The sequence below is a fragment of the Streptomyces sp. NPDC056224 genome (assembly GCF_042267665.1).
Lineage (GTDB): Bacteria > Actinomycetota > Actinomycetes > Streptomycetales > Streptomycetaceae > Streptomyces.
On sequence record NZ_JBHJTK010000006.1, the window covers coordinates 154,748 to 177,255 of the forward strand.

Consider the following 22,508-nt stretch of genomic DNA (forward strand, 5'->3'; position numbering starts at 1 on the left):
CGGCGTGACGCGGCGCCGGACGCCCGACCCGGGCCGGGCCCTTGCGTGATCGCCTCCGATCCGCTGAACTGACGTACCGTCAGATCGATTGGGTGGGTGAGGGTGGGATGCAGACCATCTGGCTCAGTGGGGCCGAGTGGCTCGCCGTACTGCGGATAGGCCTCGGCCTGTGGTGGCTGGAGAGCTGGCGGCACAAGGACAAGAAGGGCTGGTTCGAGCGCGGCACCGGCATCGCCTGGGCCGCCGACGTCGCGGGCAAGCACCGCTGGACCTTCGTCAAGGGCGGCTTCGAGCTGGTCGTGGGGCCGCGGCCGAAGGTGATGGCGTACCTCGTCGTCTACGCGGAACTCGCCCTCGGGCTGGGCCTGGTGTTCGGCTTCCTGACCCCGGTCGCGCTGGTCGGCGGGCTGCTGCTGAACCTGCTCTACCTCGTCCTGATGATCCACGACTGGGCCGAGCAGGGCCAGAACGCCATGATGGCGCTCATCTCGCTCGTCGCGCTCTTCGCGATGGCCTGGCAGACCTGGTCCCTCGACGCGGCGATCGGACTCTTCCGGTGAACGCACCCGTGAGCGCCGTACGGTACGACCTCCCCGAGGCGGACGAGTTCACCCGCCCCTACTGGGACGCGGCGGCCGAGGGCCGGCTCCTGCTGCGCCGCTGCGCGGACTGCGGGCGGGCGCACCACTACCCGCGGGAGTTCTGCCCGTTCTGCTGGGCGGGCGAGGACCGGGTGACGTGGGAGGCGGCGGGCGGCCGCGCGACCCTCTACACCTGGTCGGTGATCCACCGCAACGACCTCCCGCCGTTCGGCGCGCGCGTTCCGTACACGGCGGCGGTCGTCGACCTGGCCGAGGGCCCGCGGATGATGACGGAGGTCGTCGGCTGCGAGGCGGCGGACCTGCGCATCGGCATGCCGCTCGCGGTCACCTTCCGCGAGGCGGCGGACGGGGTGTGGGTGGCGGTCTTCCGCCCGGCGGCCTGACCCGGCGGCCTGACCCCGGGGGCCTGACCCGGCCGGCGGCCTGACCCCGGGGGCGGCGGCCCCGCAAGGCCCGCCGGGGGCCGCGCTCCGCCCCGGGCGGCGGCCGCGACCGGCCGAAGCGGTCGCTGCCGGTCCGCCAGGGGCTCCCGGGGTCCGGAGACCGGCCGGGACCGCGGCGGCGGATGTCCGCGCTCACCCGGGCGGGGTCAGGGCCAGAGCAGTTCGCGCAGCCAGGAGCCGTCGGCGGCGCGGCGGTAGCGCAGCCGGACGTGGCGGCGGGCGGCGTCGCCCTGGAAGAACTCGACCTCCACGGGGTCGAGCACGTACCGCGTCCAGGTCGGGGCCGGGGCGTCCGGCTCGGCCGCCGCCCGCTCCCAGGCGGCCGCCGAGACCCGCGCCAGTTCTTCGGCGGAGCCGAGGACCTCGCTCTGGCGGCCCGTGAGCGCGGCGGCCAGCGCCCCGCGCGACCGCACGGCCAGGTCGGCCCGGCTCTCCTCGGGCCCGCAGGCGGTCACCCGCCCCCGGATCCGCACCTGCCGGGCCACGGCCGGCCAGTAGAACCCGAGCGCGGCATCCGGCCGCCCGGCCAGCTGCCTGCCCTTGGCGCTGGTGGCGTGCGAGGCGAAGTGCCAGCCCCGCGCGTCGGCGTCGTGCAGCATCAGGGTCCGCACGTCGGGCCGCCCCTCGCCGTCCACGGTCGCCAGGCTCATGGTGTGCGGCTCGGCCTGCCCCGCCTTCGCGGCGTGCGTGAACCACTCCCGGAACAGCGCCAACGGCTCCTCGGGCGCCTGTCCGGCATCGAAGCCGGGAAGCGGGCCGTCCCACACCCGCAGGGAGTGCAGGGTCTCGCGGAACTCGTCACTGCTGGTCTCACCGGTCATTCCGCCTATGGAACACCACGAGGCGGGCCAAACGGGCCGACCGTGCACAGCGTGAAGCGGCGACGTCGGCACATTCGAATGAGCCGCACCATCACCCCGGGCCGAGGAGTAGCGTCGTTTGCACACCGGGTGAGGGCCCTGTCCTTGCCCCAGACCGATTGGTGTCCGCGTCCATGACGACTCACCCACTTTCCCCCGTTGCCCCACCCGCCCCGCCGCCCATGCGCACGCTCGGAGAGGTCCGCGCAGCCCTCGCAGCCGGTCTCGGGTTCCCCGGCGATCTGGCGGGCATGGAGGCCGAGCTCGCCGCGACTCTGGAGCGCGTCGACTACACCGACCTGAGTGAGGTGTCCGAGATTATCGCCGCCTACCGAGGTCACGTACTGACGCGCTGCGACCCGGGGTTCGAGGACGCCCTCGCCGAGGGGATCGCGCTTGTGCAGTCCCTGAAGGACGAGGCCCGTTGAGCGATCAGGGGGAGCCGGTGGTCGTGGAAATCACCCACGCCGCCGCCAAACGTGTCGCCGATCTGGGGGATGAGGCTTCGACCGCAGTCGAGGAGCTGCGCAAGGAGCTCTCGGCGACACCGCGCCTGGGGCGCCTCGTACAGGTCAGGCCCGGCGGTGTCCAGGTCTGGACGACTCGGATCGAGCAGCGGGCAACGATGCCCGCACTGTCCGTGACGTACGTGCTCGTGCCCGATCCCCGTCCGCCGGCCGCCGCCATCGTCTCGGTGGTTCCGGACGACACCAGCGCCGACGGCTGACGTCCGCCGCATGACGAAGGCCCCTGCCGATCGAAGCGGCGGGGGCCTTCTGCAAGCCAGGGTATTCGAGCCCGCCCCTGCCCGGCGCACGAGCGGAGGCCCCCTCACCCCCGTCCCAGGAGCACCGTGCCCGACGAGCAGAACCAGCCGCCCGTGCCCGAGGCCAGGGCTATCTCCGGGAGCCGGCCGCCGGGCTTGGCGACCTGGCCCGGGCCGGCCTCGCCGCGGAGCTGGCGGACCGCCTCGACCAGCAGGAACAGGCCCCGCATGCCCGGGTGGCAGGCCGAGAGGCCGCCGCCGTCCGTGTTGACCGGGAGTTCCCCCTCGCGCAGCAGGCGGCCCTTCTCCACGAAGGCCCCGCCCTCGCCCTTCGCGCAGAAGCCGAGGTCCTCCAGGGTCACCAGGGTCATGTACGTGAAGGCGTCGTAGACCTCCGCCACATCCACGTCCGCCGGGGTCAGGCCCGCCCGCTCGAAGGCGATCCGGCCCGAGACCGCCGCCGGGGACACCGTGAAGTCCTGCCACTGGGACATGGCGGTGTGGGACACCGAGGTCCCCGCCCCCAGGATCCAGACCGGGGCCTTCGCCGTGTCCGGTACGTAGTCCTCCGCTGCCAGCAGCACCGCGCAGCCGCCGTCCGAGCGGATGCAGCAGTGCAGTTTCGTGAACGGGTCGGCGATCATCTCGCCGGACAGGACCTCGTCCACCGTGATCGGGTCGCGGAACATCGCGTCCGGGTTCGTGGCCGCGTTCGCGCGGGCCTGCACGGCCACCGACGCGAGCTGCTCCAGGGTCGTCCCGTACTCGTGCATGTGGCGGCGGGCGGCCATCGCGTACTTGGAGATCAGCGTGTGGCCGTACGGGACCTCGAACTGCAGCGGTCCCCGCGCCCCGAACGAGAGGTTCGAGGTCCGCCGCCGGGCCTTGATGTCCGCGCGGGCCGTGGATCCGTAGACCAGCAGGACCGCGTTGGCGTGCCCCGCGGCGATCGCGTCCGCCGCGTGGGCGGCCATGACCTCCCAGGTGGAGCCGCCCACCGAGGTGGAGTCGACCCAAGTGGGGCGCAGGCCCAGGTACTCGGCGACCTCGGCCGGCGCGAGCGTGCCGAGGCCGGCCGAGGCGAAGCCGTCGACGACGGAGCGGTCGAGGCCCGAGTCGGCCAGGGCGCGGCGGGCGGCCTGTGCGTGCAGGGCGTACGGGGTGGGTCCGTCCACCCGGCCGCAGTCCGAGAGCGAGACGCCGACCACCGCGACCCTCCGGCGCGGGCGGGGCGCACGACCGGATACGGGTCCGGGTGCGGGTCCGGAAAGGGGTCCGGGTGTGAGTCCAGGCATGAGGGGACGGTACATCTGACGCACCGTCAGAAGCTAGCCCGCGACGGGATGGGTGCCCGTTGCTCCCGCCCCCTGTGCATCTGCTTCCGCCCGCCCTAACATGACGGCCCGTCAGATACCTCCCGGCCGCCGCTGGGAGGTGCGCCCAGGAGGAGCCCGCCGATGGATGCCGCCTTCACCGCGGAGCAGGACGAGATGCGCCGTACCCTGCGCGAGATCCTGGGCAGACGCTGCGGCCCGGACGAGGTCAAAGCCGCCGTCCGCACCGCCGCCGGACACGACCGCGAGCTGTGGCAGCAGCTCTCCCAGCGGCTCGGACTGCCGGGCCTCGCCGTCGCGGAGGAGTACGGGGGCGTCGGATGCGCGCCCGCCGACCTGGCCCTGGCCTGCGAGGAGACCGGGCGGGCGCTGCTGCCCTCGCCGCTGTTCGCCACCGCCGCGCTCTGCGTGCCGCTGATCACCGCCCTCGGCACCGCCGCCCAGCGCTCGGCGCTGCTCCCGCCGCTGGCCTCCGGCGGGCTGACCGCCGCCCTCGCCGTTCCCGGCCCGGCACTGGCCACCGCCCTCGGGCTGACCGGCGACAACACCGCCGGCCCGTGGTCCGGCGGCGGCCGCGCGGGCGGGGTCCAGGCCCGCCCCGACGCGGACGGCGACGGCTGGCGGCTGTACGGGGAGGCCGCCCAGGTGCTCGACGGGCACAGCGCCTCGCTGCTGCTGGTCGCCGCGCACACGGGCGGTTTCGCGCGCAGCCGTACGCTGCTGTTCCTCGTGCGGGAGGACGCGCCCGGCCTCGTCCGGCAGAGGCAGGCCACCTTGGACGAGACCCGCCCCCAGGCCCGGATCGAGCTGAGGGACTCCCCGGCCGAACTGCTCGGCGGGGCGGGTGCCGGGGCGGGTGCCGGGGCGGCCGCCGGACCGGCCGCCGGCACCGACGTGCTGGGCGCCCTCGCCGCCACCGGCGCCACCGCCTGCGCCGTGCTCGCCGCCGAGGCGGTCGGCGCGGCCGCCCGGGCACTCGACCGCACCGTGGAGTACGTCCGGCAGCGCGAACAGTTCGGCCGGGCGATCGGCTCCTTCCAGGCGGTCAAGCACCGCCTCGCCGACCTCTACGTACAGGTGCAGGCGGCCCGCTCGGCGGCCTACTACGCCGCCTGGGACCCGCGGCAGGGCGGCCTCGCCCTCGCCCAGGCCCTGGAGGCCCTGCGGGTGACCGCGGGCGAGGCGATCCAGCTGCACGGGGGCATCGGCTTCACCTGGGAGCACGACGCGCACCTCTACTTCAAGCGGGCGGCGGCCGACGAGCTGCTGTTCGGCCCGGTCCACCGGCTGCGGGCGCACGCCGCCGACCGCGCGGGCCTGTTCGCGATCCCGGCCGCACATGTGAAGGCGGCCGTCTGATGGCCCGCGCGGACCGGGTGGCGCCCGGCGTCCGGCTGATGCAGAAGGTCTCCTCGACCGTGCTGTTCGCCAAGATCGCACCGCACTTCATCCCCGCCATGGACAAGGCGGTGCACAAACTGACCCGCGGCAAGGTCCTGCTCAGCGCCCAGATGCTGCCGGGCGTGATCCTCACCGCCAAGGGCGCCAAGACCGGCGAACCCCGCATCACTCCGCTCGCCTGCATGCCCGAGGGCGACGGGGCGAGCTGGCTGCTGATCGGGTCCAACTTCGGGCGGCCCGGGCACCCGGCGTGGACCGGGAACCTGCTCAGGCACCCGGACGCGTCCGTGAACTGGGAGGGCCGGGACATCGCCGTACGGGCCCGGCTGCTGGCAGGTGAGGAGCGCGCAGCGGCGTGGCAGGCCGTGCTGAGGTTCTGGCCGCCGTACGCGACGTACCAGGCGCGCATCGAGCGCGAGATCCGGCTGTTCCGCCTGGAGCGTCGCTGATCGCAGGGGAACGGAAGCACTGCCCGGGCGGCGGACCCTGGAAGGGGCCCGCCGCTACCTGGTGGGCTTCTTGCCCGTGATGCCGAGGTGGACGAGCAGCGCCAGGTTCGGCTTGAGCTCGGCCTGCTTGACACCCCAGGTCTGGAAGCCCTTCTGGTGCGAGGCGACCGCGGCCAGCATCGCGACCAGCGAACCGGCCATCGCCGCCGGGCTGATGTCCTTGTCGACCTTGCCCTTGGACTGGAGCTCCTTCACCGACTCCGTGAGGGAGTTGGTGACCGAGTTCAGGATCTTCATGCGGATCTTGTAGAAGCGCTTGTCGCCCTCGGCCGCGCCGAGGTCGACGACCCGCAGGATCGCGTCGTTGCGCCGCCAGAACTCCAGGAAACCCTCGACGAGTTCCTCGGCGGCGGCCCAGCCGGCCTTGCCGACCCAGTTCCGGCCCTCGACCAGCGCCGTCAACTGGGCACCCTCGGTGGCCATTTGCTCGGCGATCTCCAGGACGGCGCCTTCGACGTCCGGGAAGTACTGGTAGAAGGTCGCGGGGGAGGTGCCGGCCTTGCGTGCGACGTCGATCACCTTGACGTCGCGGTACGGCGAGGAGCTGAGCATCTCGCCGAGGCAGTCGAGCAGCTTCTGCCGCGTCGCCTGGCCGCGCCGGCCGGCGACACGCCCGTCGACGGTGCGTACTTGTCCTGTCATGCCGTCAGCTTACCGAGGGGTGATGGGCGCGCTATTCGGCCGCCTGCAAATGGGGTTACCGGGCCCCTGGCCTGGGCGGAAGCCGGTCTCGTGGGGCCGCTGCGGCGAAATCCGGCCGCGATCCGGCCGCGATCCGTCCGAAGCCAGGCCGAAGCCCGGCCGCGGGGCCCGGTCCGGGCGTGTCGCCCCGTTCCTCAGCGTTTCCCCCGAATAGTCTTATCAACAGGCTGTGGACAAGTTTTCGGGCGGATCATGGCTGGGAGGGGTGAGAGGGTACACACCCCCGCACAACGGAAGGAACCGGGCCCATGGCCGCATTCGCGGAAGGCGCACCCTGCTGGGTGGACGCCTCCCTCCCGGACGTCGAGGCGGGCAAGCGCTTCTACGGCGAGCTCTTCGGGTGGACCTTCTCCGAGGGTGCGGGTGCCGAGTACGGCCACTACACGCAGGCGTACAGCCGCGGCCGCAACGTCGCCGCCCTCGCCCCCAAGCCCGACGGCCGCATGCCCACCGTATGGGGGATCTACCTGTACACCCGCGACGCCTACGCCTGCGCCCAGCGCATCCGCGCCGCCGGCGGCCAGATGGTGATGGACCCGATGCCGGTCGGCCCGTACGGGACCGCCGCCATGGCCGCCGACCCCGGCGGGGCCGTCTTCGGTCTGTGGCAGCCCGGCACCCACCACGGCTTCGAGGCCCAGCAGGAGCCGTACACGTACTGCTGGACCGAGGTCTACACGCGCGCCCGTGACGCCGTGGACGTCTTCTACGCGAAGGTCTTCGGCTACGTCCCGCAGGACCAGGACGACGCGGGCGTGGAGTACCGCGTCTGGTCCCCGCCCGGCAGCGCGCCCGGCACCGGCACCGCCGTCATGGGCCGCAGCCTGATCACCGACGCCTTCCCGGAGATCATGCCGGCCCACTTCCTCGCGTACTTCGCCGTCCCGGACTGCGACCGGTCGGTTGCCGTGGTGCAGCGGCTCGGCGGCCGGGTCACGGCCGATCCCTTCGACACCCCGTACGGGAGGATCGCGGTCGTCTCCGACGATCAGGGGGCGGTCTTCGGGCTGCTGTCGCCACCCCGCGCCGAGCCGGCGGACCGCACCTGAGCCACCTCCGGAGCGGCACCCGGGCCACGTCCCGCCGGCGCCCGGCCCGGGCGTGACATAGACGACAGCACCCGGCGTCCGCCGTGCCGGGGCCGGTCCGGGCGCGGGCCTGACAGAATCGGGGTTGCGCGACCCGGGCGGCGTCCGGGGGTGAGACGCTGCACGGGGCACGACCAGGGCCCCGTACCGGCGCGCGTGCTGGTGGAAGCGGGCCCGGCGAGGGCCCGTACGGGGAGGTGTGGAGGCGAGTGGTGGAGCAGCTGACGCAGCACGACCCGAGACGGATCGGCCCCTTCGAGGTGCTGGGACGGCTCGGCGCCGGCGGCATGGGGCTGGTCTATCTCGCGCGGTCCGCGTCCGGACGGCGGGTCGCGATCAAGACGGTGCGCACCGAGCTCGCCGAGGACCAGCTGTTCCGGGTCCGCTTCACCCGCGAGGTGGAGGCGGCCCGCGCCGTGTCCGGCTTCTACACCGCGGCCGTGGTCGACGCCGACCCGCGCGCCGCCGTGCCGTGGCTGGCCACCGCCTACGTCCCGGCGCCCTCCCTGGAGGAGATCGTCAACGAGTGCGGGCCCATGCCCGCCCAGGCCGTACGGTGGCTCGCGGCCGGGATCGCCGAGGCGCTGCAGTCCATCCACGGCGCGGGCCTGGTCCACCGCGACCTGAAGCCGTCCAACGTCCTCGTCGTCGAGGACGGGCCGCGCGTGATCGACTTCGGCATCGCGAGCGGGGTCTCCAACACCCGCCTGACCATGACGAACGTCGCCGTCGGCACCCCCGCCTACATGTCGCCCGAGCAGGCCAAGGACTCGCGCAGCGTCAAGGGCGCCAGCGACGTCTTCTCGCTCGGATCGACGCTGGTCTTCGCCGCGACGGGGCATCCGCCGTACCACGGGGCCAACCCGGTGGAGACGGTCTTCATGCTGCTGCGCGAGGGACCCAACCTGGAGGGGCTGCCCGAGGAGCTGCGGCCGCTGATCGACTCCTGCATGCAGATGGACGCCACGCTGCGGCCGACCCCGGCCGACCTGCAGGCGCAGCTCGCCCCGCACCTGTTCGACGGCGGCGACGACAGCGGGACCGCCTCGGCGTGGCTGCCCGGGCGGGCCGTCGCGATGATCGAGGCCCGGCGGGCGGGCAACCGTACGCCCGCCGCGGCCGTGCCCGTGCCCGCGCCCGGCCACGGCCGGGACGGCGGGGGCGGCGCCGCCGCGTCCCGCGGGCCGGCCTCCGGGGCCGCCACGCACCGCCGCCAGCGCGGCGCCGAGGCGTGGGTGGACCCGCGCACCGGCCAGGCCGTTCCGCAGCGGCCGCACCACCCGCCGATGTCCCCGGTGCCCTCGGGCGAGCCCGTCCGGCTGGGCGGCTCCCCGGTGCCGATCGGCCCCGGGCCGCGCGCGACGGCCGCGGCGCCCGCCGCGCACGCCTCGGCCGACTCGGCGACCGGCTGGGTCCGCCCGCCGGGCGGCGCGGCGGCCGCCACCGCGTCCGGCTCCGCCGCGACGTCCGTACCGGGTCCCGGCCCGGCCCCGGACAGCGGCCGCTGGCGCCCGTGGCGCTTCCGCATGTCCAACGAGGTCTGGGGCACCCCGACCGTCGCCGGCGACCTGCTCTACGTCACCTCCTTCGAGGTCCACGCCCTGGACGTGGCGAGCGGCCGCCGCCAGTTCAAGACCCGGGACGTCGCCTGGTCCATGGCCGTCGCCGACGGCCGCATCCACGCCTCCGACGGCCCCTCCCTCTACGCGCTCGACGCCTCCGACGGCTCCGAGCGGTGGCGGCTGGCCTCCGACGCCTGGGTGTACGCCCTGCGCGCGGAACGCGGCACGGTCGTCACCGCCACCCGCGGTGGCGGCGTACAGGGCTGGGAGGCCTCCAACGGCCAGAAGCTGTGGGAGCTGACCGGCGCGCAGACCGACTTCGAGACCCCGGAGGCGGCCCCCGTCCTGCACGACGGCACGGTGTACGTGTGGGCGGACGCCCGGCTGCGCGCGCTCGACGCACGCAGCGGCCGCGAGTCCTGGTCGTACCCCGTCGGCGACGCGGCCTCCTGCGGGAACGTCCCCGTGCGGGTCACCCCGGCGCCGGACGGCAACGTCTACGTCGCGGCCGGCACCCGGGTGCTGTCCGTGGACCGGGCCTCGGGGCGGGTCCGCTGGCACTTCGAGGCCCCCGCGGTCTTCCTGGCGCCGCCGGCCTTCGCGCCGGGCGCCGCCGTCACGGGCGGCGGGGTCTACCTCGCCGACTACCTGGGCACCGTGTACGCGCTGGACGCGGCCACCGGGCAGGACCGCTGGCGGATCGCGACCGAGGCGCGCTCGTCCGCGGACCCGGTGCTGGTGGCGAACGGCAACGTCCACCTGGGGGCGGGCAGCGCGCTGTACACGCTCGACGCGGTCACCGGCACGCCGAAGTGGCGGTTCGCGGCGGGCGGCGAGATCACCGGCCTGCCGGCGGTCGCGGACGGCCGGGTGCACTTCGGCTCGGCCGACCACTGCCTGTACACGCTGGACGCGGCGGGCGGCCAGCTGCGCTGGAAGCTGGCCACGGGCGGCGAGATCACGGGTGCCCCGGTCGCCGAGGCGGGCGTGGTCTACGCCTGCAGCAAGGACCGCTGCGTGTACGCGCTGGACGCGGCCAAGGGCACGGGCACCCGTACGAGCGGCTGACCTGTCCGGGGCGGGGCTGCGGCCCCGCCGCGCAGCGCACCGGACGGGGAGTGACAGGATGGACCCCATGAGCAACGTCTACTTCGACATCAACATCAACGGCGAGGCCGCGGGCCGCATCGTCTTCACCCTCTTCGACGACGTCGTCCCGAAGACCGCCCAGAACTTCCGCGAGCTGGCCACCGGCGTCCACGGCTTCGGCTACGCGGGCTCGCCGTTCCACCGCGTCATCCCGGAGTTCATGCTCCAGGGCGGCGACTTCACCAACCAGAACGGCACCGGCGGCAAGAGCATCTACGGCGAGAAGTTCGCCGACGAGAACTTCCAGCTGAAGCACGACCGCCCGTTCCTGCTGTCGATGGCGAACGCCGGCCGCAACACCAACGGCTCGCAGTTCTTCATCACGACCATCCCGACCCCGTGGCTCGACGGCAAGCACGTCGTCTTCGGCGAGGTCGTCGAGGGTTCGGACCTGGTCAAGAAGATCGAGTCCCTGGGGTCCCAGTCCGGCGCCACCCGCGCCAAGATCGAGATCGCGGCCTCGGGCGTCGTCGACGCCGCCTGATCACCTCTCCGCCAGTACGGCCGGTCGGCCCCGCCCCCCCCCCGGGGGCCGGGGCCGCCGCCGTTTCCGGGGTACGGCCCGGCCCGCGTCCGTGGGACGGCCGTCGTGCAGGGCACGGAAGGGGCTCGGACGGCGGCCGCCGCTGTGCTGAGACCCCTCGGCGGGCCGGGTCCGGCGCGGACGTGCCCGGTCCCGCGAGGTGCGGGCCTCGCTCCCGACGCTACGCCCGGGCTCCGGCCCGCGCACGCGGGCGGCGCACACACGGCCGGCGCGCACGCGGGCGCCGTCATCTCGCCGCCGCCCTGACCGGTCCGGCTCCGCACGACGCCTGGTAGCGTGGCGCGCCGTCTGTCCAACGGGGAGGGGTTCGGGCCATGGTGGCTGGACGTCGTATCAGATTCGCCGCGGTGCTCGTCGCCGTCGTGTTCGCGCTGACCGGGTTCTCGTCGCACGGCGGCAGCAGCAGCGGCGGGAGCAGCGGCAAGAGCAAGAGCAGCAGCGGGGGCGGCTGCTCCAGCTCCAAGACGAAGAAGAAGTCCCACGGCAACGGCAGCGGCAGCTCCAGCAGCCCGACGCCCTCGCCCAGCAACACCGCCCCGCCCGCGCACGCCGAGGTGGTCAGCTGCGCCGGCGCCGGCAAGAAGGAAGCCACCCTCAAGGTCACCTCCGACATGAACACGGAGCGCGCCGTGGAGGTGCCGGTGGTGTTCGAGGGGGCGAGCGGCGCCGCGGTCGACCAGAACACCATCCGCGTCACGCTCAAGGCCAACGAGACGCGGATCGTCACCGTCTCGATGACCCAGGCGGACAAGGCGGCCGAGGTCAAGAACTGCCGGCTCGGCCGGATCACCCGCTCCTGAGGGCTGCGACCGGCACGGTCCACCGGGTCACGGGCCCCGGCCCGGCCCGGGCGGCCGGCCCGGGCCCGGCCCGGCTCTCACCGCACCCGCGGCTCCGGCGCCCGCCGCCGCCCAGCGAACAGGTCCGCCTGCCGCTCCGGCGCCAGGTTCCCCAGTGCGATCAGCGCCGGAGCCTGCGCCAGCGCCTGCTGCAGCGCGGCCTGCTTCGCCGCCCACAGGGCCCGTACGGTGCCCTGCACGGCCTCCGTCGGGAAGCCGGCCAGTGTCCGCGCCGCGCGCAGTGCCGCCGGGAGCAGGTCCCCGGGGCCGGTCAGCTCCGACACCAGGCCGATGTCGTAGGCCCGCTGCGCGGAGAGCCGTTCCGCCGTGCCCATCAGGGACATCCGGGCGGCCTCCCCGAAGGGCATCCGCTGCGCCATGTAGACGGCCTCGTAGGCGCTGACCATCCCGTACGAGGTGTGCGGGTCGAAGTACGTGGCGGACGTGGACGAGATGATGAACTCCGCCTCGCCCAGCAGGTAGAAGGCCCCGCCGCACGCCATGCCGTTCACGGCGGCGATCACCGGCTTCCACAGGTCGCCCGACTTCGGGCCGATGGAGAGCAGCGGATCGTCGGCCGAGTAGGGGGAGCCGGGCTGGGGGACGTCCACCGCGCGGTCGATGCCCGTGCAGAAGGCGGCCGTCCCGGCGCCCGTCAGCACCACCGCCCGTACGTCCTCGGCGAAGCGGAAATCCCGCCACACCTGGCTCAGTTCGGCCGCGGTCTCCAGGTCGACGGCATTGTGCCGGTGCTCCCGGTCCAGGGTGACGACCGCGACCCCGGACGCCCCGTCCCGCTCCACCCGCAGGGTCATGACCGCTCCAGGATCCAGCGCGGCACGGCCGTCCCGCCCGTCTCGGTGAAGACCACCTGCACCCGCGCGCCGATGCGCAGCCGGGCCGGGTCCACGGAGTTCAGCGGGGCGTCGGCCGAGGCCACCAGGTTCCCGGCCAGCCGGATGTGCGGGGCGTCGGCGAGCTCCACGAGGATCACGTTGTACGGGGCCTGCGCGGCGTACGCGGGCAGCAGCGGCGGGTGCGGCAGCACGTAGGACCAGATCCGGCCGCGGCCGGACATGAGGCGCCACGCGGAGTCGAAGGACCGGCAGTGCGGGCAGCAGGGGCGCGGCGGGAAGCGGAGCCTGCCGCAGGCGGCGCAGGCCTGGACGCGGAGTTCGCCCCGGGCGGCGTACTCCCAGAAGGGGGCGCCGTCCTCGTCGGGGACCGGGAGCAACAGATCGTCGGTGGTGGGCGCGGTCATCGGTCGGCTCCTCAGGCTCGCAGCAGGATCGCGGACGTCGGGACTCCCTCGCCCGCCGTCACCAGGCAGGTGGCGGCGCCCTGCACCTGGGCGGTGGAGACGCCGCGCAGCTGCTTGACGCCCTCGTTGATCAGGTTGAAGCCGTGCACGTAGGCCTCGCTGAGGCCGCCGCCGCCCGTGTTGACGGGGAGCCGGCCGCCCATCTCCAGGGCCCCGCCCTCGGTGAAGGCGGCGCCCTCGCCGCGCCCGCAGAAGCCGTAGCCCTCCAGGGAGAGCGGGATCAGCGGCGTGAAGGCGTCGTAGATCTGCGCGACGTCCACGTCCTGGGGCCCGAAGTCGGCCTGCTTCCACAGGTGCCGGGCGGCGGTCCAGGCGGGCCCGGAGAGCGGGTCGTCGTTCCAGTAGTTGACCATTCCGTGGTGCTGGGCGGGCAGGCCCTGGGCGACGGAGTGCACGTACACGGGCCTGTGGCGGCAGTCCCGGGCCCGCTCGGCGGAGACGATCACGCAGGCCAGTGCGCCGTCGGTCTCCAGGCAGTTGTCGAAGAGGCAGAGCGGGTCGCTGATCATGCGGGAGTTCATGTACATCTCGCGGGTCAGCGGGCGCTCGTACATCATCGCGGCCGGGTTCTCGTTGGCCCGGTTGCGGCAGGCCATCGCCACGTTGAAGAGGTGGTCGCGGGTGGCGCCGTACTCGTGCATGTAGCGGCGGGCCAGCATGCCGATCTCGTCGGCGGGGCGCAACAGGCCGAAGGGGCGGGTCCACTGGCCGGGGGTGGGCAGCTGGACGGCGGTGTTCTTCCAGGGGCGGGGGCCCGAGCCGCGCTTGCGGGAGCGCCAGGCGACGCCGACGGTGGCCTGGCCGGTGGCGACGGCCGAGGCGAGGTGGCCGACCGTGGCGCAGGAACCGCCGCCGCCGTAGCCGACCTTGGAGAAGAAGGTGACGTCGCCGGCGCCGATGGCCTTGGCGACCTCGACCTCGTCGGTCTCCTCCATGGTGTAGGAGGCGAAGGCGTCGACCTCGGAGGGTTCGATGCCCGCGTCGGCGAGGGCCGCCAGGATGGACCGGCAGGCCAGTTCCTTCTCGGACTGGGGCAGCTGTCTGGCAAAGGCGGTCTGGCCGATGCCGACTATCGCCGTAGCGTCCTTGAGCGTTGCCGCCATCGCCACCTCCGGGGTGCGCCAGTACTGACAGCCGCGAAGGCTACAGCTAATCTGACGGATAGTCAGCTATTGGCACCGGGGAGGGGCGGACGATGGGCGAGGACGCACACGGCGACGCGGTCGGGGACCGGCGCGCGGACGAGGGCGACGACCCCCGCGGGGACCTGCGCTGGGGCAGCATCGCCGGACTGGTCCGGGCGGCGGCGGCACGGTACGCCGACCGGGAGGCCGTCGTCGACGGCCGCGTCCGGATCAGTTACGCGCAGCTCGGCGAGCGCGTCGAGCGCGCCGCGGCCGCCTGCCTCGCCGCCGGGGTCGGGCCCGGCGACCGGGTCGCCGTCTGGGCGCCCAACACCCCGGAGTGGATCGTCTCCGCACTCGGCGCCGTCTGCGCGGGTGCGGTCCTCGTCCCCCTCAACACCCGTTTCAAGGGCACCGAAGCCGCCTACGTCCTGCGGCGCAGCCGGGCCAGGCTCCTCTTCGTCACCGGCACCTTCCTCGGCACCTCGTACGTGGCCTCCCTGCGCCGCGCCGCGGCCGAGGGCCCCGGCACCGGGCCGCTGCCCGGGCTGCCGCACCTGGAGCAGGTCGTCGTCCTCGCCGAGGACGCCCCCGAGTCCTTCCGCAGCTGGAAGGACTTCCTCGCGGGCGGGGACCGCGTACCGGCGCGAGCGGTCCGGGAGCGGGCCGAAGCGATCCGGCCCGACGATCCCTCCGACATCATCTTCACCTCCGGTACCACCGGCAGCCCCAAGGGCGCCGTCATCACCCACGCCCAGTCCCTGCGCTGCTACGCCGTCTGGAGCGAGCTCGCCGGACTGCGCGAGGGCGACCGCTACCTGATCGTGAACCCCTTCTTCCACACCTTCGGCTACAAGGCCGGGATCATCGCCTGCCTGATGCGCGGCGCGACGATGGTCCCCCAGCCCGTCTTCAACGTGGACACCGTCCTCGCCAACATCGCCGCCGAGCGGATCTCCGTACTCCCCGGGCCGCCCACCCTCCACCAGTCCCTCCTCGACCACCCCCGGCGCGACCGCCACGACCTCTCCGCCCTGCGCCTGGTCGTCACCGGCGCGGCCGTGGTCCCGCTCCGGCTCGTCGAACGGCTCCGCGGCGAGCTGCACATCGCCACCGTGCTCACCGCGTACGGGCTCTCCGAGGCCGGCGGCATCGTCACCATGTGCCGCCGCGGTGACCCGGCGGAGGTCATCGCCGCCACCTCGGGGCGGCCCATCCCCGGCACCGAGGTCCGCATCGCCGGACCCGACGGCGGCGCCCTGCCCGCCGGCACGGCCGGCGAGGTGTGGGTCCGCGGCCACCACGTCATGCGGGGCTACTTCGAGGACCCGGCCGAGACCGCCGCGGCCGTCACCCCCGGGGGCTGGCTGCGCACCGGCGACGTCGGCGTGCTCGACGCGGGCGGCAACCTGCGCATCACCGACCGGATCAAGGACATGTTCATCGTCGGCGGGTTCAACGCCTACCCCGCGGAGATCGAGCAGCTCATCGGCCTCCACCCCGACATCGCGGACGTGGCCGTGGTCGGCGTCCCGGACCCGCGGCTCGGCGAGGTCGGCAAGGCGTACGCGGTCCGCCGCCCGGGCTCCACCCTCACCGCCGACGACCTGATCGCCTGGTCCCGGCGGGAGATGGCCAACTACAAAGTGCCGCGCGCGGTGGAGTTCGTCACCGAACTGCCGCGGAACGCCAGCGGCAAGGTCCTCAAGCGGGAGCTCCGCGGAACGCGGTAGGCCCGCGCCGGGCCAGGACCAGACGCCAGCGGGGCGCGCCCTGGGGGGTGCGGCCGAAGTGCTCCAGCGGCACGGTCTCCACGGTGAAGCCGGCCGCCCGCAGGTCGGCGCGGACCCCGCCCAGCGGGAAGGTCCGGTAGTACATGACGAACGGCGGCCGCCACACCGCGTTGCGCACCCGCATCGCCGCGTCGAACCCGGCCACCGCCCACCACAGCGGTGAACCCGGCGGGATCGGGGCGCCGATCGGGAAGGCGAAGACGCCGCCCTCGCGCAGTGCGGAGTGGACCCCGGAGAAGAGGGCGGGCCGCTCGGCCGGCAGGAAGTGGCCGAAGGCCCCGAAGCTGACGGCCAGGTCGTAGGAGTCCGCGAGCGCGGGCGGCAGGGCCCGCGCGTCGGCCCGTACGAAGTCCACGCGCTCGTCCCCGCACGCCCGCGCGGCCTCGGCCAGCATGCCCGCGCTCAGGTCCACCCCGGTGACGCGCTCCCGGCACAGCCGCCGCAGCATCCCGATCGCGGCTCCCGTGCCGCAGCACACGTCCAGCCCGGCGCCGAAGGAGCCCTCCCGCTGGGCGAGGGTCTCCTCGACGGCGTCGAGCATCCGGTCCGGGGTGCGGAACGGCGTGTGGTCGAACTTCGGTGCCAGCAGGTCGTAGCCCCGCTCGACGGAGGAGAGGCCCTGCACGGCGAGTTCTCGGACGCTCGGCCCGTGGGTGGTGAACACACACCCAGCGTATGGGCACGCGGACGCACGCGTGGGGCGGCCGCGGTGGCTCCCCCTCCGGGCCACCGCGGCCGCCGTTCCCCCGTGCTTCCCCCGTGTTCCCCCGTACGTCCCCCGTACGTCCTGCTGTGTACGTCTCAGGGGCGCGGGCCGGACGCGTGGTTGTCCAGCGTCTGGATCTCCTCGCCCGAGGCGTGGTTGTCGAGCGGCTTGATCTCGATGCCCGACGCGTGGTTGTCCAGGGTCTCGATCTCGACGCCCGAGGCGTGGTTGTCGAGCGGCTTGATGTCGCCGTCGGTCGGCAGGATGTTCTCGTTCGTCGTCATCGGATCTCCTGATGGATGGGTCGGGCCCGTTCGGCGATTCCCCCGAGGATCGCCGAACGGGTAGTCCTCCAACCGACCCGGATGCCCCCCGACGCGCCGGGTCGATGAACCAATACTGTCGTGAGGCGATAAACGAACGATGAACGCCGCGTTCATCGGCGGTCGGCCGGCTGCGCCGCAGGTCAGCGCCCGGCGGAGCGGGCGAGGCGGAAGCCCACGTCGTCGACCCGGAAGGTCGGGTGGCTACGGCGCCGGGCCGAGGCCCGGCAGCTCCAGTGCTCGTCGAACCAGCCGCCGCCGCGCAGCACCCGGTAGGTGCCGTACACCTCGGGGTCGTAGACGTCCCAGCACCAGTCCCAGACGTTGCCGAGCATGTCGTGGAAGCCCCACGCGTTGGGCCGCCGGCCGCCCACCTCGTGCACGCGCTCCTGCGAGGTGGCCCGGTACCAGGCGATCTCGTCGAGCGGCCCGTAGTGCGGTCCGGTCGTACCGGCGCGGCAGGCGTGCTCCCACTCGGCTTCGGTCGGCAGCCGGTAACCGTCGGCGGACGCGTCCCACCGGGCGCCGTCGCCCTCCGCGTCCAGCCGGTAGGCCGGCGTGAACCCCTCCCGCCGGGACAGGGCGTTGCAGAACCGGACCGCGTCCCACCAGGAAACGCTTTCGACGGGCAGCCGGTCCCCCTGCGCGCTGCCCGGCCGCTCCCCGGTGACCTGCGCGTACAACGCCTGGGTGACCGGGAACGCCGCCAGCCGGTACGGCGCGACCTCGACCGTCCAGCTCCGCTGTGTCCGCCGGTCCGACAGCGTCACCCGCCCCGGCGGGACGGCGATCATCTCGGTCATCTCGGCCATCTCGTTCATCGTGCCCGTGCCCGTGCCCGGGGTCAGGCCGCGATCTCCGAGGCCAGCAGGGCCTGCACCTCGGCCAGTTCGGCCGATCCCAACTGCCTGAACACCGTCTCCGCCTCCCGCCAGCACGCCCGCGCCCGGTCCGTCTGGTCCAGTTGCCGCAGGGCCCTGCCCAGCACCGTCAGCACCGTCGCCCGCCGCCACTCGCCGCCGATCCCGCGCAGCGCGATGGCCTGCTCGGCGTGCGAGGCGGCCAGCGTCGGCCGGCGCGCGGCCAGGTGGGCCTCGGCGAGCCGGAAGTGGGTCACGCCCTCCCACAGGGGCTGGCGGTTGACGTGGAACAGCGACAGCGCCTCGGTGAGCTGAGACAGCGCCTCGCCGAGCCGGCCCGCCTGGGTGAGGGCGATGCCGAGCGCGTAGCGGCCGTTGGCCAGGCGCAGGGTCAGGCCCATCCGGTCGTAGACGGCGATGCCCTGCTGGGCGAGGTCTATCGCGCTGGCGAGGCGGCCCAGCTCCACGTGGATGCGGGAGAGGTTGCACAGCGCGCTGGCCTCGCCGACGTTGTTGCCGTCGGCGCGGAAGTTCTCGATGGCCTCCAGCAGGTACCGCTCGCCGTCCGTGTGCCGGCCCTGGTAGAGGGCGATGATCCCGCGGTCGTTGGGCGCCCAGCAGCTGGGCAGCGGGTCGCCGGCCTCGCGGGCCAGAGCCGTGGCCTGGCGGGCCTCGTCATCGGCCTCGGCGAAACGGCCGGTGAAGAGGTGGACCATGGTGAGGGTGGTACGGGCCCGGCCCTCGGAGCGCGGGTCCCCGGCGGCGCGTGCGGCGTCGCGCAGGGCCATGGCGGCCGACTCGTACTGCTTGGAGTTGGCGCCGGACTCCGCGAGGTCCTTGGCCGCCCACAGCAGGTCCACGGCGCGGCGCAGCACCTCTGTCTCGTCGGCGCGCGCGGCGGCCTGCCGAACGCACGCCAGCAGCGGGTCGGCCTCGGCGTACAGCCAGTCCAGGGCCGTGCGCGGCTCGCCGAAGACCAGACCGGGGTAGTTGGTGTCGGACAGGTGCGCGGGCAGGCGGTCGCCGGGGCGTTCCAGGGCGTAGACCCCGGAGGCGGTGGCCAGGTAGAAGTCCAGCAGCCGGTCCAGGGCGGCGTCGCGCCCGCCCGGCGGCTGCTCGTCGCGTTCGGCGCACGCACGCGCGTAGAGGCGTACGAGGTCGTGGAAGCGGTAGCGGCCGGGCGCGGCGGATTCGAGGAGGGAGCAGTCGACTAAAGCCTCCAGGAGGTCCTCGGTGTCGTACTCCGGCAGGTCGAGGACGGCGGCCGCCGCCGACAGGGAGATGTCGGGGCCGTCGGCGAGGCCGAGGAGGCGGAAGGCGCGCTGCTGGGCCGGTTCCAGCTGGCCGTAGCCCAGCTCGAAGGTGGCCTTGACGGCGAGGTCGCCGGTCTGGAGCTCGTCGAGGCGGCGGCGTCCGTCGGCCAGCTTGGCGGCGAGGACGGACACGGTCCAGGTGCGGCGGGCGGCGAGGCGGGAGGCGGCGATGCGGATGGCGAGCGGCAGGAAGCCGCAGGCGCCGACGACGTCGAGGGCGGCCTGGCGCTCGGCGCGTACGCGTTCCTCGCCGACGATCCGGGTGAAGAGCTGGAGGGCCTCCTCGGGGCTCATCACATCGAGGTCGACGAGATGGGCCCCGGCGAGGCCCGCCATGCGGACGCGGCTGGTGACCAGCGCTGCGCAGCCCGCGGTGCCGGGCAGCAGCGGGCGGACCTGGGCGGCGTCGCGGGCGTTGTCGAGCAGGACCAGGACGCGGCGGCCGTCGAGGGTGGAGCGGTAGAGCGCGGCGCGGTCGGCGGGGGAGTCGGGGATCGCGGTGTCGGGGGTGCCCAGCGCGCGCAGGAACGAGCCGAGGACGGCCTCCGGTTCGGCGGGGCGGGCCTCGGTGCCCTGGAGGTCGACGTAGAGCTGGCCGTCCGGGAAGTGCGGGCGGGCGGCGTGCGCGACGTGCACGGCGAGGGTGGTCTTGCCGACGCCCCCGATCCCGGCGAGCGCGGAGACGGCCATGACCTGGCCTTCGGCGCCGCCGGAGAGGATGGCGCCGAGTTCGTCGACGAAGCTGGCGCGGCCCGTGAAGTCGGGCACGGTGGCGGGCAGCTGGGCCGGCCTCACGTGGACGGCGGCCGCCGGGGCCGGGTCCTCGGCGCGGGCCAGGTCGGCGTCGGCGTTCAGGATGCGCTGCTGGAGGGCGGCGAGTTCGGGGCGCGGGTCGACGCCGAGTTCGTCGGCGAGGAGCCGTCGGGTGTCGGCGTAGACGGCGAGGGCCTCGGCCTGCCGGCCGCTGCGGTAGAGGGCGAGCATGAGCAGCTCGCGCAGGCGCTCGCGCAGCGGGTGGGCGGCGGTGAGCGCGGTCAGCTCGGAGACGGCTTCGGCGTGGTGGCCGACCTCCAGGTCGAGGTCGAGGCGGGTCTCCAGCAGTTGCAGGTGCCATTCGGCGAGGCGGGTGCGTTCGGTGGCGGCGGCGGGGCCGGGGACTCCGGCGAGGGGTTCGCCGTCCCACAGGTCCAGGGCGCGCGTCAGCAGCGTACGGGCGAGGGCGCGGTCACCGGCTTCGCGGGCCGTCTCGGCGTCGGCCGCGAGGCTGCGGGCGACGCCGAGGTCGAGGGTGGCGGTGGAGCGCAGCCGGATGGCGTACCCGCCGGACTCGGTGACGAGCAGCCCGGGGTCGAGGACCTTGCGCAGGCGGGAGGCGTACGTCCGGATGGTGGCGAGGGCCTGCTGCGGCGGGTCCTCGCCCCAGATGGCGTCGATGAGCTCGGGCGCGGTGGCGGTGCGGCCGTCGCGCAGCAGGAGGGTGGCGAGCAGGGCGCGCTGCTGGGGGGTGCCGGAGGGCAGGGCCTCGGCGCCGCGCCAGGCGCGGATGGGGCCGAGCACGGCGAAGCGGCACCCGGCGGGGGCGGGGGCCGCGGCAGGGCCGTCGGGGGCCGCGGCGGCCGGTTTCACGAGGGCGGCCGGGTCCGCGGTGGCGGCCGGTTTTCTGGGTGCGGCCGGTTTCGCCGGGGCGGCCGCGCGTGCGGGGGCCACGCTCTTGCGGGTGGTCCGGGATGCCTCGGGGTGGTTCCGCGGGTTCCGCGGGTGCGGGATGGCCGGTACGCCGTCCATCTGTCGTCCCCCCTGCCTTCCGTCGGTGTAATGGTCAGTCTGCCCTGTCTCGCGCGTACACGTCAGCCCGTCCCGGGCCGATCGGCCCGCAAGTAGCTGACGGTTCGTCAGATCAGCGCTACCGTATGGGTCATGGAGACCTTCCCGAAGATCATCTCGGTGGACGACCACACGGTTGAGCCCCCCCACGTCTGGCGGGACCGGCTCCCGTCCAAGTACAAGGACACCGGCCCGCGGGTCGTCCGCGCCCCCTTGAAGGAAATGACCTTCCTCGGCGGCAGGTTCGCACCGGTCATGGGGGCCAAGGGCGACGACGGCCCGATCGGCGACTGGTGGGTGTACGAGGACCTGCACCGGCCGCTCACCCGCCTCGACACCGCCGTCGGGTACGACCGCGACGAGATCAAACTGGAAGTCATCACCTACGAGCAGATGCGCCCCGGGTCCTTCTCGGTTCCCGACCGCCTCGCGGACATGGACGTCAACCACGTCCAGTCGGCGCTCTGTTTCCCCACCTTCCCGCGCTTTTGCGGTCAGACCTTCACCGAGGCCGCCGACCGTGAGCTCGGGCTGCTGGGCGTACGGGCGTACAACGACTGGATGGTGGAGGAGTGGTGCGGCCCGGACGCCCGGGGCCGGCTGATCCCGCTGACCCTCATCCCCCTGTGGGACGCCGGCCTCGCCGCGGCCGAGGTCCGCCGCAACGCGGCGCGCGGCGTCCGGGCGGTCGCCTTCTCGGAGATACCCCCGCACCTGGGCCTCCCGTCCATTCACACGGACGAGTGGGACCCCTTCCTCCAGGCGTGCGACGAGACCGGCACGGTCATCGCCATGCACATCGGCTCCTCGTCCCGCATGCCGTCCACCTCGGCGGACGCCCCGCCGGCGGTCGGCTCCACCATCACCTTCGCCAACTGCTGCTTCTCCATGGTCGACTGGCTGATGAGCGGCAAGTTCGAGCGCTTCCCCAACCTGAAGATCATGTACGCGGAGGGCCAGATCGGCTGGATCCCGTACATCCTGGAGCGCGCGAACGTGGTCTGGGAGGAGAACCGCGGCTGGGGCGGCGTGGCGGACAAGGTGCACCGCCCGCCGTCGGAGCTCTTCGCGGAGCACGTCTTCGGCTGCTTCTTCGACGACGCCTTCGGCCTGAAGAACCTGGACTCGATCGGCGTCGCCAACGTCCTCTACGAGACGGACTACCCGCACTCGGACTCGACCTGGCCGAAGTCCCGCGAGGTCGGGGAGGCCCAGATGGGCCACCTGCCCGCGGACGTGATCGACCGCATCGTGCGCGGCAACGCGATCGACCTGCTGGGCCTGACGCCGCAGGGCCTGTGGGCGGGGCCGGGGGCCTAGGAGGTGTCCGGCGGGGCGGGCGGGGCGCCTGGCCGGGCAGCGGGCGGGGGCGGGCAGGGGAAGGCCTGAGGCGGCCGGGCGGACCTCGCGGGGGCGCGGGCTCCGGGGATCCCGACCGGGGACGG

Annotated in this window: 22 protein-coding genes; 12 read left to right on the forward strand and 10 right to left on the reverse strand. The window is 74.0% G+C overall.

Translation table 11 applies throughout. The features are described from left to right. Window positions 1-107: 107 nt before the first annotated feature. Window positions 108-560: a DoxX family protein gene (locus ACFCZ1_RS11255; RefSeq protein ID WP_376678118.1), complete on the forward strand. Its 453-nt coding sequence runs from the start codon at window positions 108-110 to the stop codon at window positions 558-560. Beyond that, window positions 557-985: a Zn-ribbon domain-containing OB-fold protein gene (locus ACFCZ1_RS11260; RefSeq protein WP_376678119.1), complete on the forward strand. Its 429-nt coding sequence runs from the start codon at window positions 557-559 to the stop codon at window positions 983-985. Before ACFCZ1_RS11255 ends, ACFCZ1_RS11260 begins: the two co-directional genes overlap by 4 nt. 206 nt (window positions 986-1,191) lie before the next feature. On the opposite strand, the gene ACFCZ1_RS11265 is transcribed toward ACFCZ1_RS11260, so the two are convergent. Then, window positions 1,192-1,866, reverse strand: a complete 675-nt coding sequence (locus tag ACFCZ1_RS11265) for a pyridoxal 5'-phosphate synthase (protein WP_376678120.1) — start codon at window positions 1,864-1,866, stop codon at window positions 1,192-1,194. A gap of 221 nt (window positions 1,867-2,087) precedes the next feature. Here ACFCZ1_RS11265 and ACFCZ1_RS11270 point away from each other — a divergent pair, with 221 nt between their 5' ends. Both ACFCZ1_RS11270 and ACFCZ1_RS11275 read left to right on the forward strand, forming a co-directional pair. Further along, a complete protein-coding gene (locus ACFCZ1_RS11270) occupies window positions 2,088-2,333 on the forward strand; it encodes a hypothetical protein (RefSeq protein WP_376678121.1) in 246 nt (81 codons plus the stop codon). Beyond that, window positions 2,330-2,632, forward strand: coding sequence for a hypothetical protein (locus ACFCZ1_RS11275; RefSeq protein ID WP_376678122.1), 303 nt, complete (start codon window positions 2,330-2,332; stop codon window positions 2,630-2,632). Before ACFCZ1_RS11270 ends, ACFCZ1_RS11275 begins: the two co-directional genes overlap by 4 nt. Window positions 2,633-2,736: 104 nt before the next feature. Here the strand turns inward: ACFCZ1_RS11275 and ACFCZ1_RS11280 are convergent, their stop codons facing one another. Beyond that, window positions 2,737-3,966 (reverse strand): acetyl-CoA acetyltransferase, encoded by a 1,230-nt coding sequence (locus ACFCZ1_RS11280; RefSeq protein WP_376678123.1) that lies wholly within the window; start codon window positions 3,964-3,966, stop codon window positions 2,737-2,739. 162 nt (window positions 3,967-4,128) lie between these two features. Here ACFCZ1_RS11280 and ACFCZ1_RS11285 point away from each other — a divergent pair, with 162 nt between their 5' ends. Together ACFCZ1_RS11285 and ACFCZ1_RS11290 are read left to right on the forward strand one after the other, a co-directional pair. After that, window positions 4,129-5,364, forward strand: a complete 1,236-nt coding sequence (locus ACFCZ1_RS11285) for an acyl-CoA dehydrogenase family protein (RefSeq protein WP_376678124.1) — start codon at window positions 4,129-4,131, stop codon at window positions 5,362-5,364. Then, complete coding sequence (locus ACFCZ1_RS11290; protein ID WP_376678125.1) at window positions 5,364-5,855, forward strand: nitroreductase family deazaflavin-dependent oxidoreductase; 492 nt, start codon at window positions 5,364-5,366, stop codon at window positions 5,853-5,855. The genes ACFCZ1_RS11285 and ACFCZ1_RS11290 overlap by 1 nt, the downstream gene beginning before the upstream one ends. Window positions 5,856-5,909: 54 nt before the next feature. Here ACFCZ1_RS11290 and ACFCZ1_RS11295 read toward each other — a convergent pair whose 3' ends face one another. Further along, window positions 5,910-6,557, reverse strand: a complete 648-nt coding sequence (locus ACFCZ1_RS11295; RefSeq protein WP_376678126.1) for a TetR family transcriptional regulator — start codon at window positions 6,555-6,557, stop codon at window positions 5,910-5,912. Between the two features lie 308 nt (window positions 6,558-6,865). Here ACFCZ1_RS11295 and ACFCZ1_RS11300 point away from each other — a divergent pair, with 308 nt between their 5' ends. The 4 genes from ACFCZ1_RS11300 (at window position 6,866) to ACFCZ1_RS11315 (ending at window position 11,760) form a co-directional block, all read left to right on the forward strand. Then, window positions 6,866-7,666 carry a VOC family protein gene (locus ACFCZ1_RS11300; protein WP_376678127.1) on the forward strand — a complete coding sequence of 267 codons (801 nt, stop codon included), beginning with the start codon at window positions 6,866-6,868 and terminating at the stop codon, window positions 7,664-7,666. Window positions 7,667-7,914: 248 nt separating this feature from the next. Then, a complete protein-coding gene (locus tag ACFCZ1_RS11305) occupies window positions 7,915-10,335 on the forward strand; it encodes a serine/threonine-protein kinase (protein WP_376678128.1) in 2,421 nt (806 codons plus the stop codon). A gap of 67 nt (window positions 10,336-10,402) precedes the next feature. Next, window positions 10,403-10,900, forward strand: a complete 498-nt coding sequence (locus tag ACFCZ1_RS11310) for a peptidylprolyl isomerase (protein ID WP_376678129.1) — start codon at window positions 10,403-10,405, stop codon at window positions 10,898-10,900. A 374-nt stretch (window positions 10,901-11,274) separates the two neighbouring features. Next, window positions 11,275-11,760: a hypothetical protein gene (locus ACFCZ1_RS11315; RefSeq protein WP_376678130.1), complete on the forward strand. Its 486-nt coding sequence runs from the start codon at window positions 11,275-11,277 to the stop codon at window positions 11,758-11,760. Window positions 11,761-11,837: 77 nt separating this feature from the next. Here the strand turns inward: ACFCZ1_RS11315 and ACFCZ1_RS11320 are convergent, their stop codons facing one another. The 3 genes from ACFCZ1_RS11320 to ACFCZ1_RS11330 are packed head-to-tail and all read right to left on the reverse strand — an operon-like array spanning window position 11,838 to window position 14,223. Further along, window positions 11,838-12,614 carry an enoyl-CoA hydratase/isomerase family protein gene (locus ACFCZ1_RS11320; RefSeq protein WP_376678131.1) on the reverse strand — a complete coding sequence of 259 codons (777 nt, stop codon included), beginning with the start codon at window positions 12,612-12,614 and terminating at the stop codon, window positions 11,838-11,840. After that, window positions 12,611-13,060, reverse strand: coding sequence for a Zn-ribbon domain-containing OB-fold protein (locus ACFCZ1_RS11325; protein WP_376678132.1), 450 nt, complete (start codon window positions 13,058-13,060; stop codon window positions 12,611-12,613). The genes ACFCZ1_RS11320 and ACFCZ1_RS11325 overlap by 4 nt, the downstream gene beginning before the upstream one ends. Before the next feature lie 11 nt (window positions 13,061-13,071). Continuing rightward, entirely contained in the window at window positions 13,072-14,223 is a 1,152-nt protein-coding gene (locus tag ACFCZ1_RS11330; RefSeq protein WP_376678133.1) for a lipid-transfer protein, read from the reverse strand. Between the two features lie 92 nt (window positions 14,224-14,315). Between ACFCZ1_RS11330 and ACFCZ1_RS11335 the strand changes: the two genes are divergently transcribed. Continuing rightward, window positions 14,316-15,977 (forward strand): FadD3 family acyl-CoA ligase, encoded by a 1,662-nt coding sequence (locus tag ACFCZ1_RS11335; RefSeq protein ID WP_376678134.1) that lies wholly within the window; start codon window positions 14,316-14,318, stop codon window positions 15,975-15,977. On the opposite strand, the gene ACFCZ1_RS11340 is transcribed toward ACFCZ1_RS11335, so the two are convergent. The 4 genes from ACFCZ1_RS11340 to ACFCZ1_RS11355 all read right to left on the reverse strand — a co-directional run bounded on the left by ACFCZ1_RS11340 (window position 15,949) and on the right by ACFCZ1_RS11355 (window position 21,024). After that, window positions 15,949-16,701, reverse strand: a complete 753-nt coding sequence (locus tag ACFCZ1_RS11340) for a class I SAM-dependent methyltransferase (protein ID WP_376678135.1) — start codon at window positions 16,699-16,701, stop codon at window positions 15,949-15,951. The genes ACFCZ1_RS11335 and ACFCZ1_RS11340 overlap by 29 nt on opposite strands. Before the next feature lie 137 nt (window positions 16,702-16,838). After that, window positions 16,839-17,027 carry a hypothetical protein gene (locus ACFCZ1_RS11345; protein ID WP_376678136.1) on the reverse strand — a complete coding sequence of 63 codons (189 nt, stop codon included), beginning with the start codon at window positions 17,025-17,027 and terminating at the stop codon, window positions 16,839-16,841. 182 nt (window positions 17,028-17,209) lie between these two features. Then, window positions 17,210-17,860 (reverse strand): formylglycine-generating enzyme family protein, encoded by a 651-nt coding sequence (locus tag ACFCZ1_RS11350; protein ID WP_376678252.1) that lies wholly within the window; start codon window positions 17,858-17,860, stop codon window positions 17,210-17,212. Window positions 17,861-17,910: 50 nt separating this feature from the next. Then, window positions 17,911-21,024, reverse strand: a complete 3,114-nt coding sequence (locus tag ACFCZ1_RS11355) for a BTAD domain-containing putative transcriptional regulator (protein ID WP_376678137.1) — start codon at window positions 21,022-21,024, stop codon at window positions 17,911-17,913. Window positions 21,025-21,156: 132 nt separating this feature from the next. Between ACFCZ1_RS11355 and ACFCZ1_RS11360 the strand changes: the two genes are divergently transcribed. Next, a complete protein-coding gene (locus ACFCZ1_RS11360; protein WP_376678138.1) occupies window positions 21,157-22,383 on the forward strand; it encodes an amidohydrolase family protein in 1,227 nt (408 codons plus the stop codon). Window positions 22,384-22,508 lie beyond the last annotated feature (125 nt).

Bases quoted from the DNA above. Each gene is read 5' to 3' on its own strand.
- ACFCZ1_RS11330 (WP_376678133.1), bottom strand. From the start codon at position 14,223: ATGGCGGCAACGCTCAAGGACGCTACGGCGATAGTCGGCATCGGCCAG.
- ACFCZ1_RS11265 (WP_376678120.1), bottom strand. From the start codon at position 1,866: ATGACCGGTGAGACCAGCAGTGACGAGTTCCGCGAGACCCTGCACTCC.
- ACFCZ1_RS11285 (WP_376678124.1), top strand. From the start codon at position 4,129: ATGGATGCCGCCTTCACCGCGGAGCAGGACGAGATGCGCCGTACCCTG.
- ACFCZ1_RS11315 (WP_376678130.1), top strand. From the start codon at position 11,275: ATGGTGGCTGGACGTCGTATCAGATTCGCCGCGGTGCTCGTCGCCGTC.
- ACFCZ1_RS11270 (WP_376678121.1), top strand. From the start codon at position 2,088: ATGCGCACGCTCGGAGAGGTCCGCGCAGCCCTCGCAGCCGGTCTCGGG.
- ACFCZ1_RS11255 (WP_376678118.1), top strand. From the start codon at position 108: ATGCAGACCATCTGGCTCAGTGGGGCCGAGTGGCTCGCCGTACTGCGG.
- ACFCZ1_RS11345 (WP_376678136.1), bottom strand. From the start codon at position 17,027: ATGACGACGAACGAGAACATCCTGCCGACCGACGGCGACATCAAGCCG.
- ACFCZ1_RS11335 (WP_376678134.1), top strand. From the start codon at position 14,316: ATGGGCGAGGACGCACACGGCGACGCGGTCGGGGACCGGCGCGCGGAC.
- ACFCZ1_RS11320 (WP_376678131.1), bottom strand. From the start codon at position 12,614: ATGACCCTGCGGGTGGAGCGGGACGGGGCGTCCGGGGTCGCGGTCGTC.
- ACFCZ1_RS11355 (WP_376678137.1), bottom strand. From the start codon at position 21,024: ATGGACGGCGTACCGGCCATCCCGCACCCGCGGAACCCGCGGAACCAC.
- ACFCZ1_RS11325 (WP_376678132.1), bottom strand. From the start codon at position 13,060: ATGACCGCGCCCACCACCGACGATCTGTTGCTCCCGGTCCCCGACGAG.
- ACFCZ1_RS11280 (WP_376678123.1), bottom strand. From the start codon at position 3,966: ATGCCTGGACTCACACCCGGACCCCTTTCCGGACCCGCACCCGGACCC.
- ACFCZ1_RS11350 (WP_376678252.1), bottom strand. From the start codon at position 17,860: ATGATCGCCGTCCCGCCGGGGCGGGTGACGCTGTCGGACCGGCGGACA.
- ACFCZ1_RS11290 (WP_376678125.1), top strand. From the start codon at position 5,364: ATGGCCCGCGCGGACCGGGTGGCGCCCGGCGTCCGGCTGATGCAGAAG.
- ACFCZ1_RS11300 (WP_376678127.1), top strand. From the start codon at position 6,866: ATGGCCGCATTCGCGGAAGGCGCACCCTGCTGGGTGGACGCCTCCCTC.
- ACFCZ1_RS11310 (WP_376678129.1), top strand. From the start codon at position 10,403: ATGAGCAACGTCTACTTCGACATCAACATCAACGGCGAGGCCGCGGGC.
- ACFCZ1_RS11295 (WP_376678126.1), bottom strand. From the start codon at position 6,557: ATGACAGGACAAGTACGCACCGTCGACGGGCGTGTCGCCGGCCGGCGC.
- ACFCZ1_RS11360 (WP_376678138.1), top strand. From the start codon at position 21,157: ATGGAGACCTTCCCGAAGATCATCTCGGTGGACGACCACACGGTTGAG.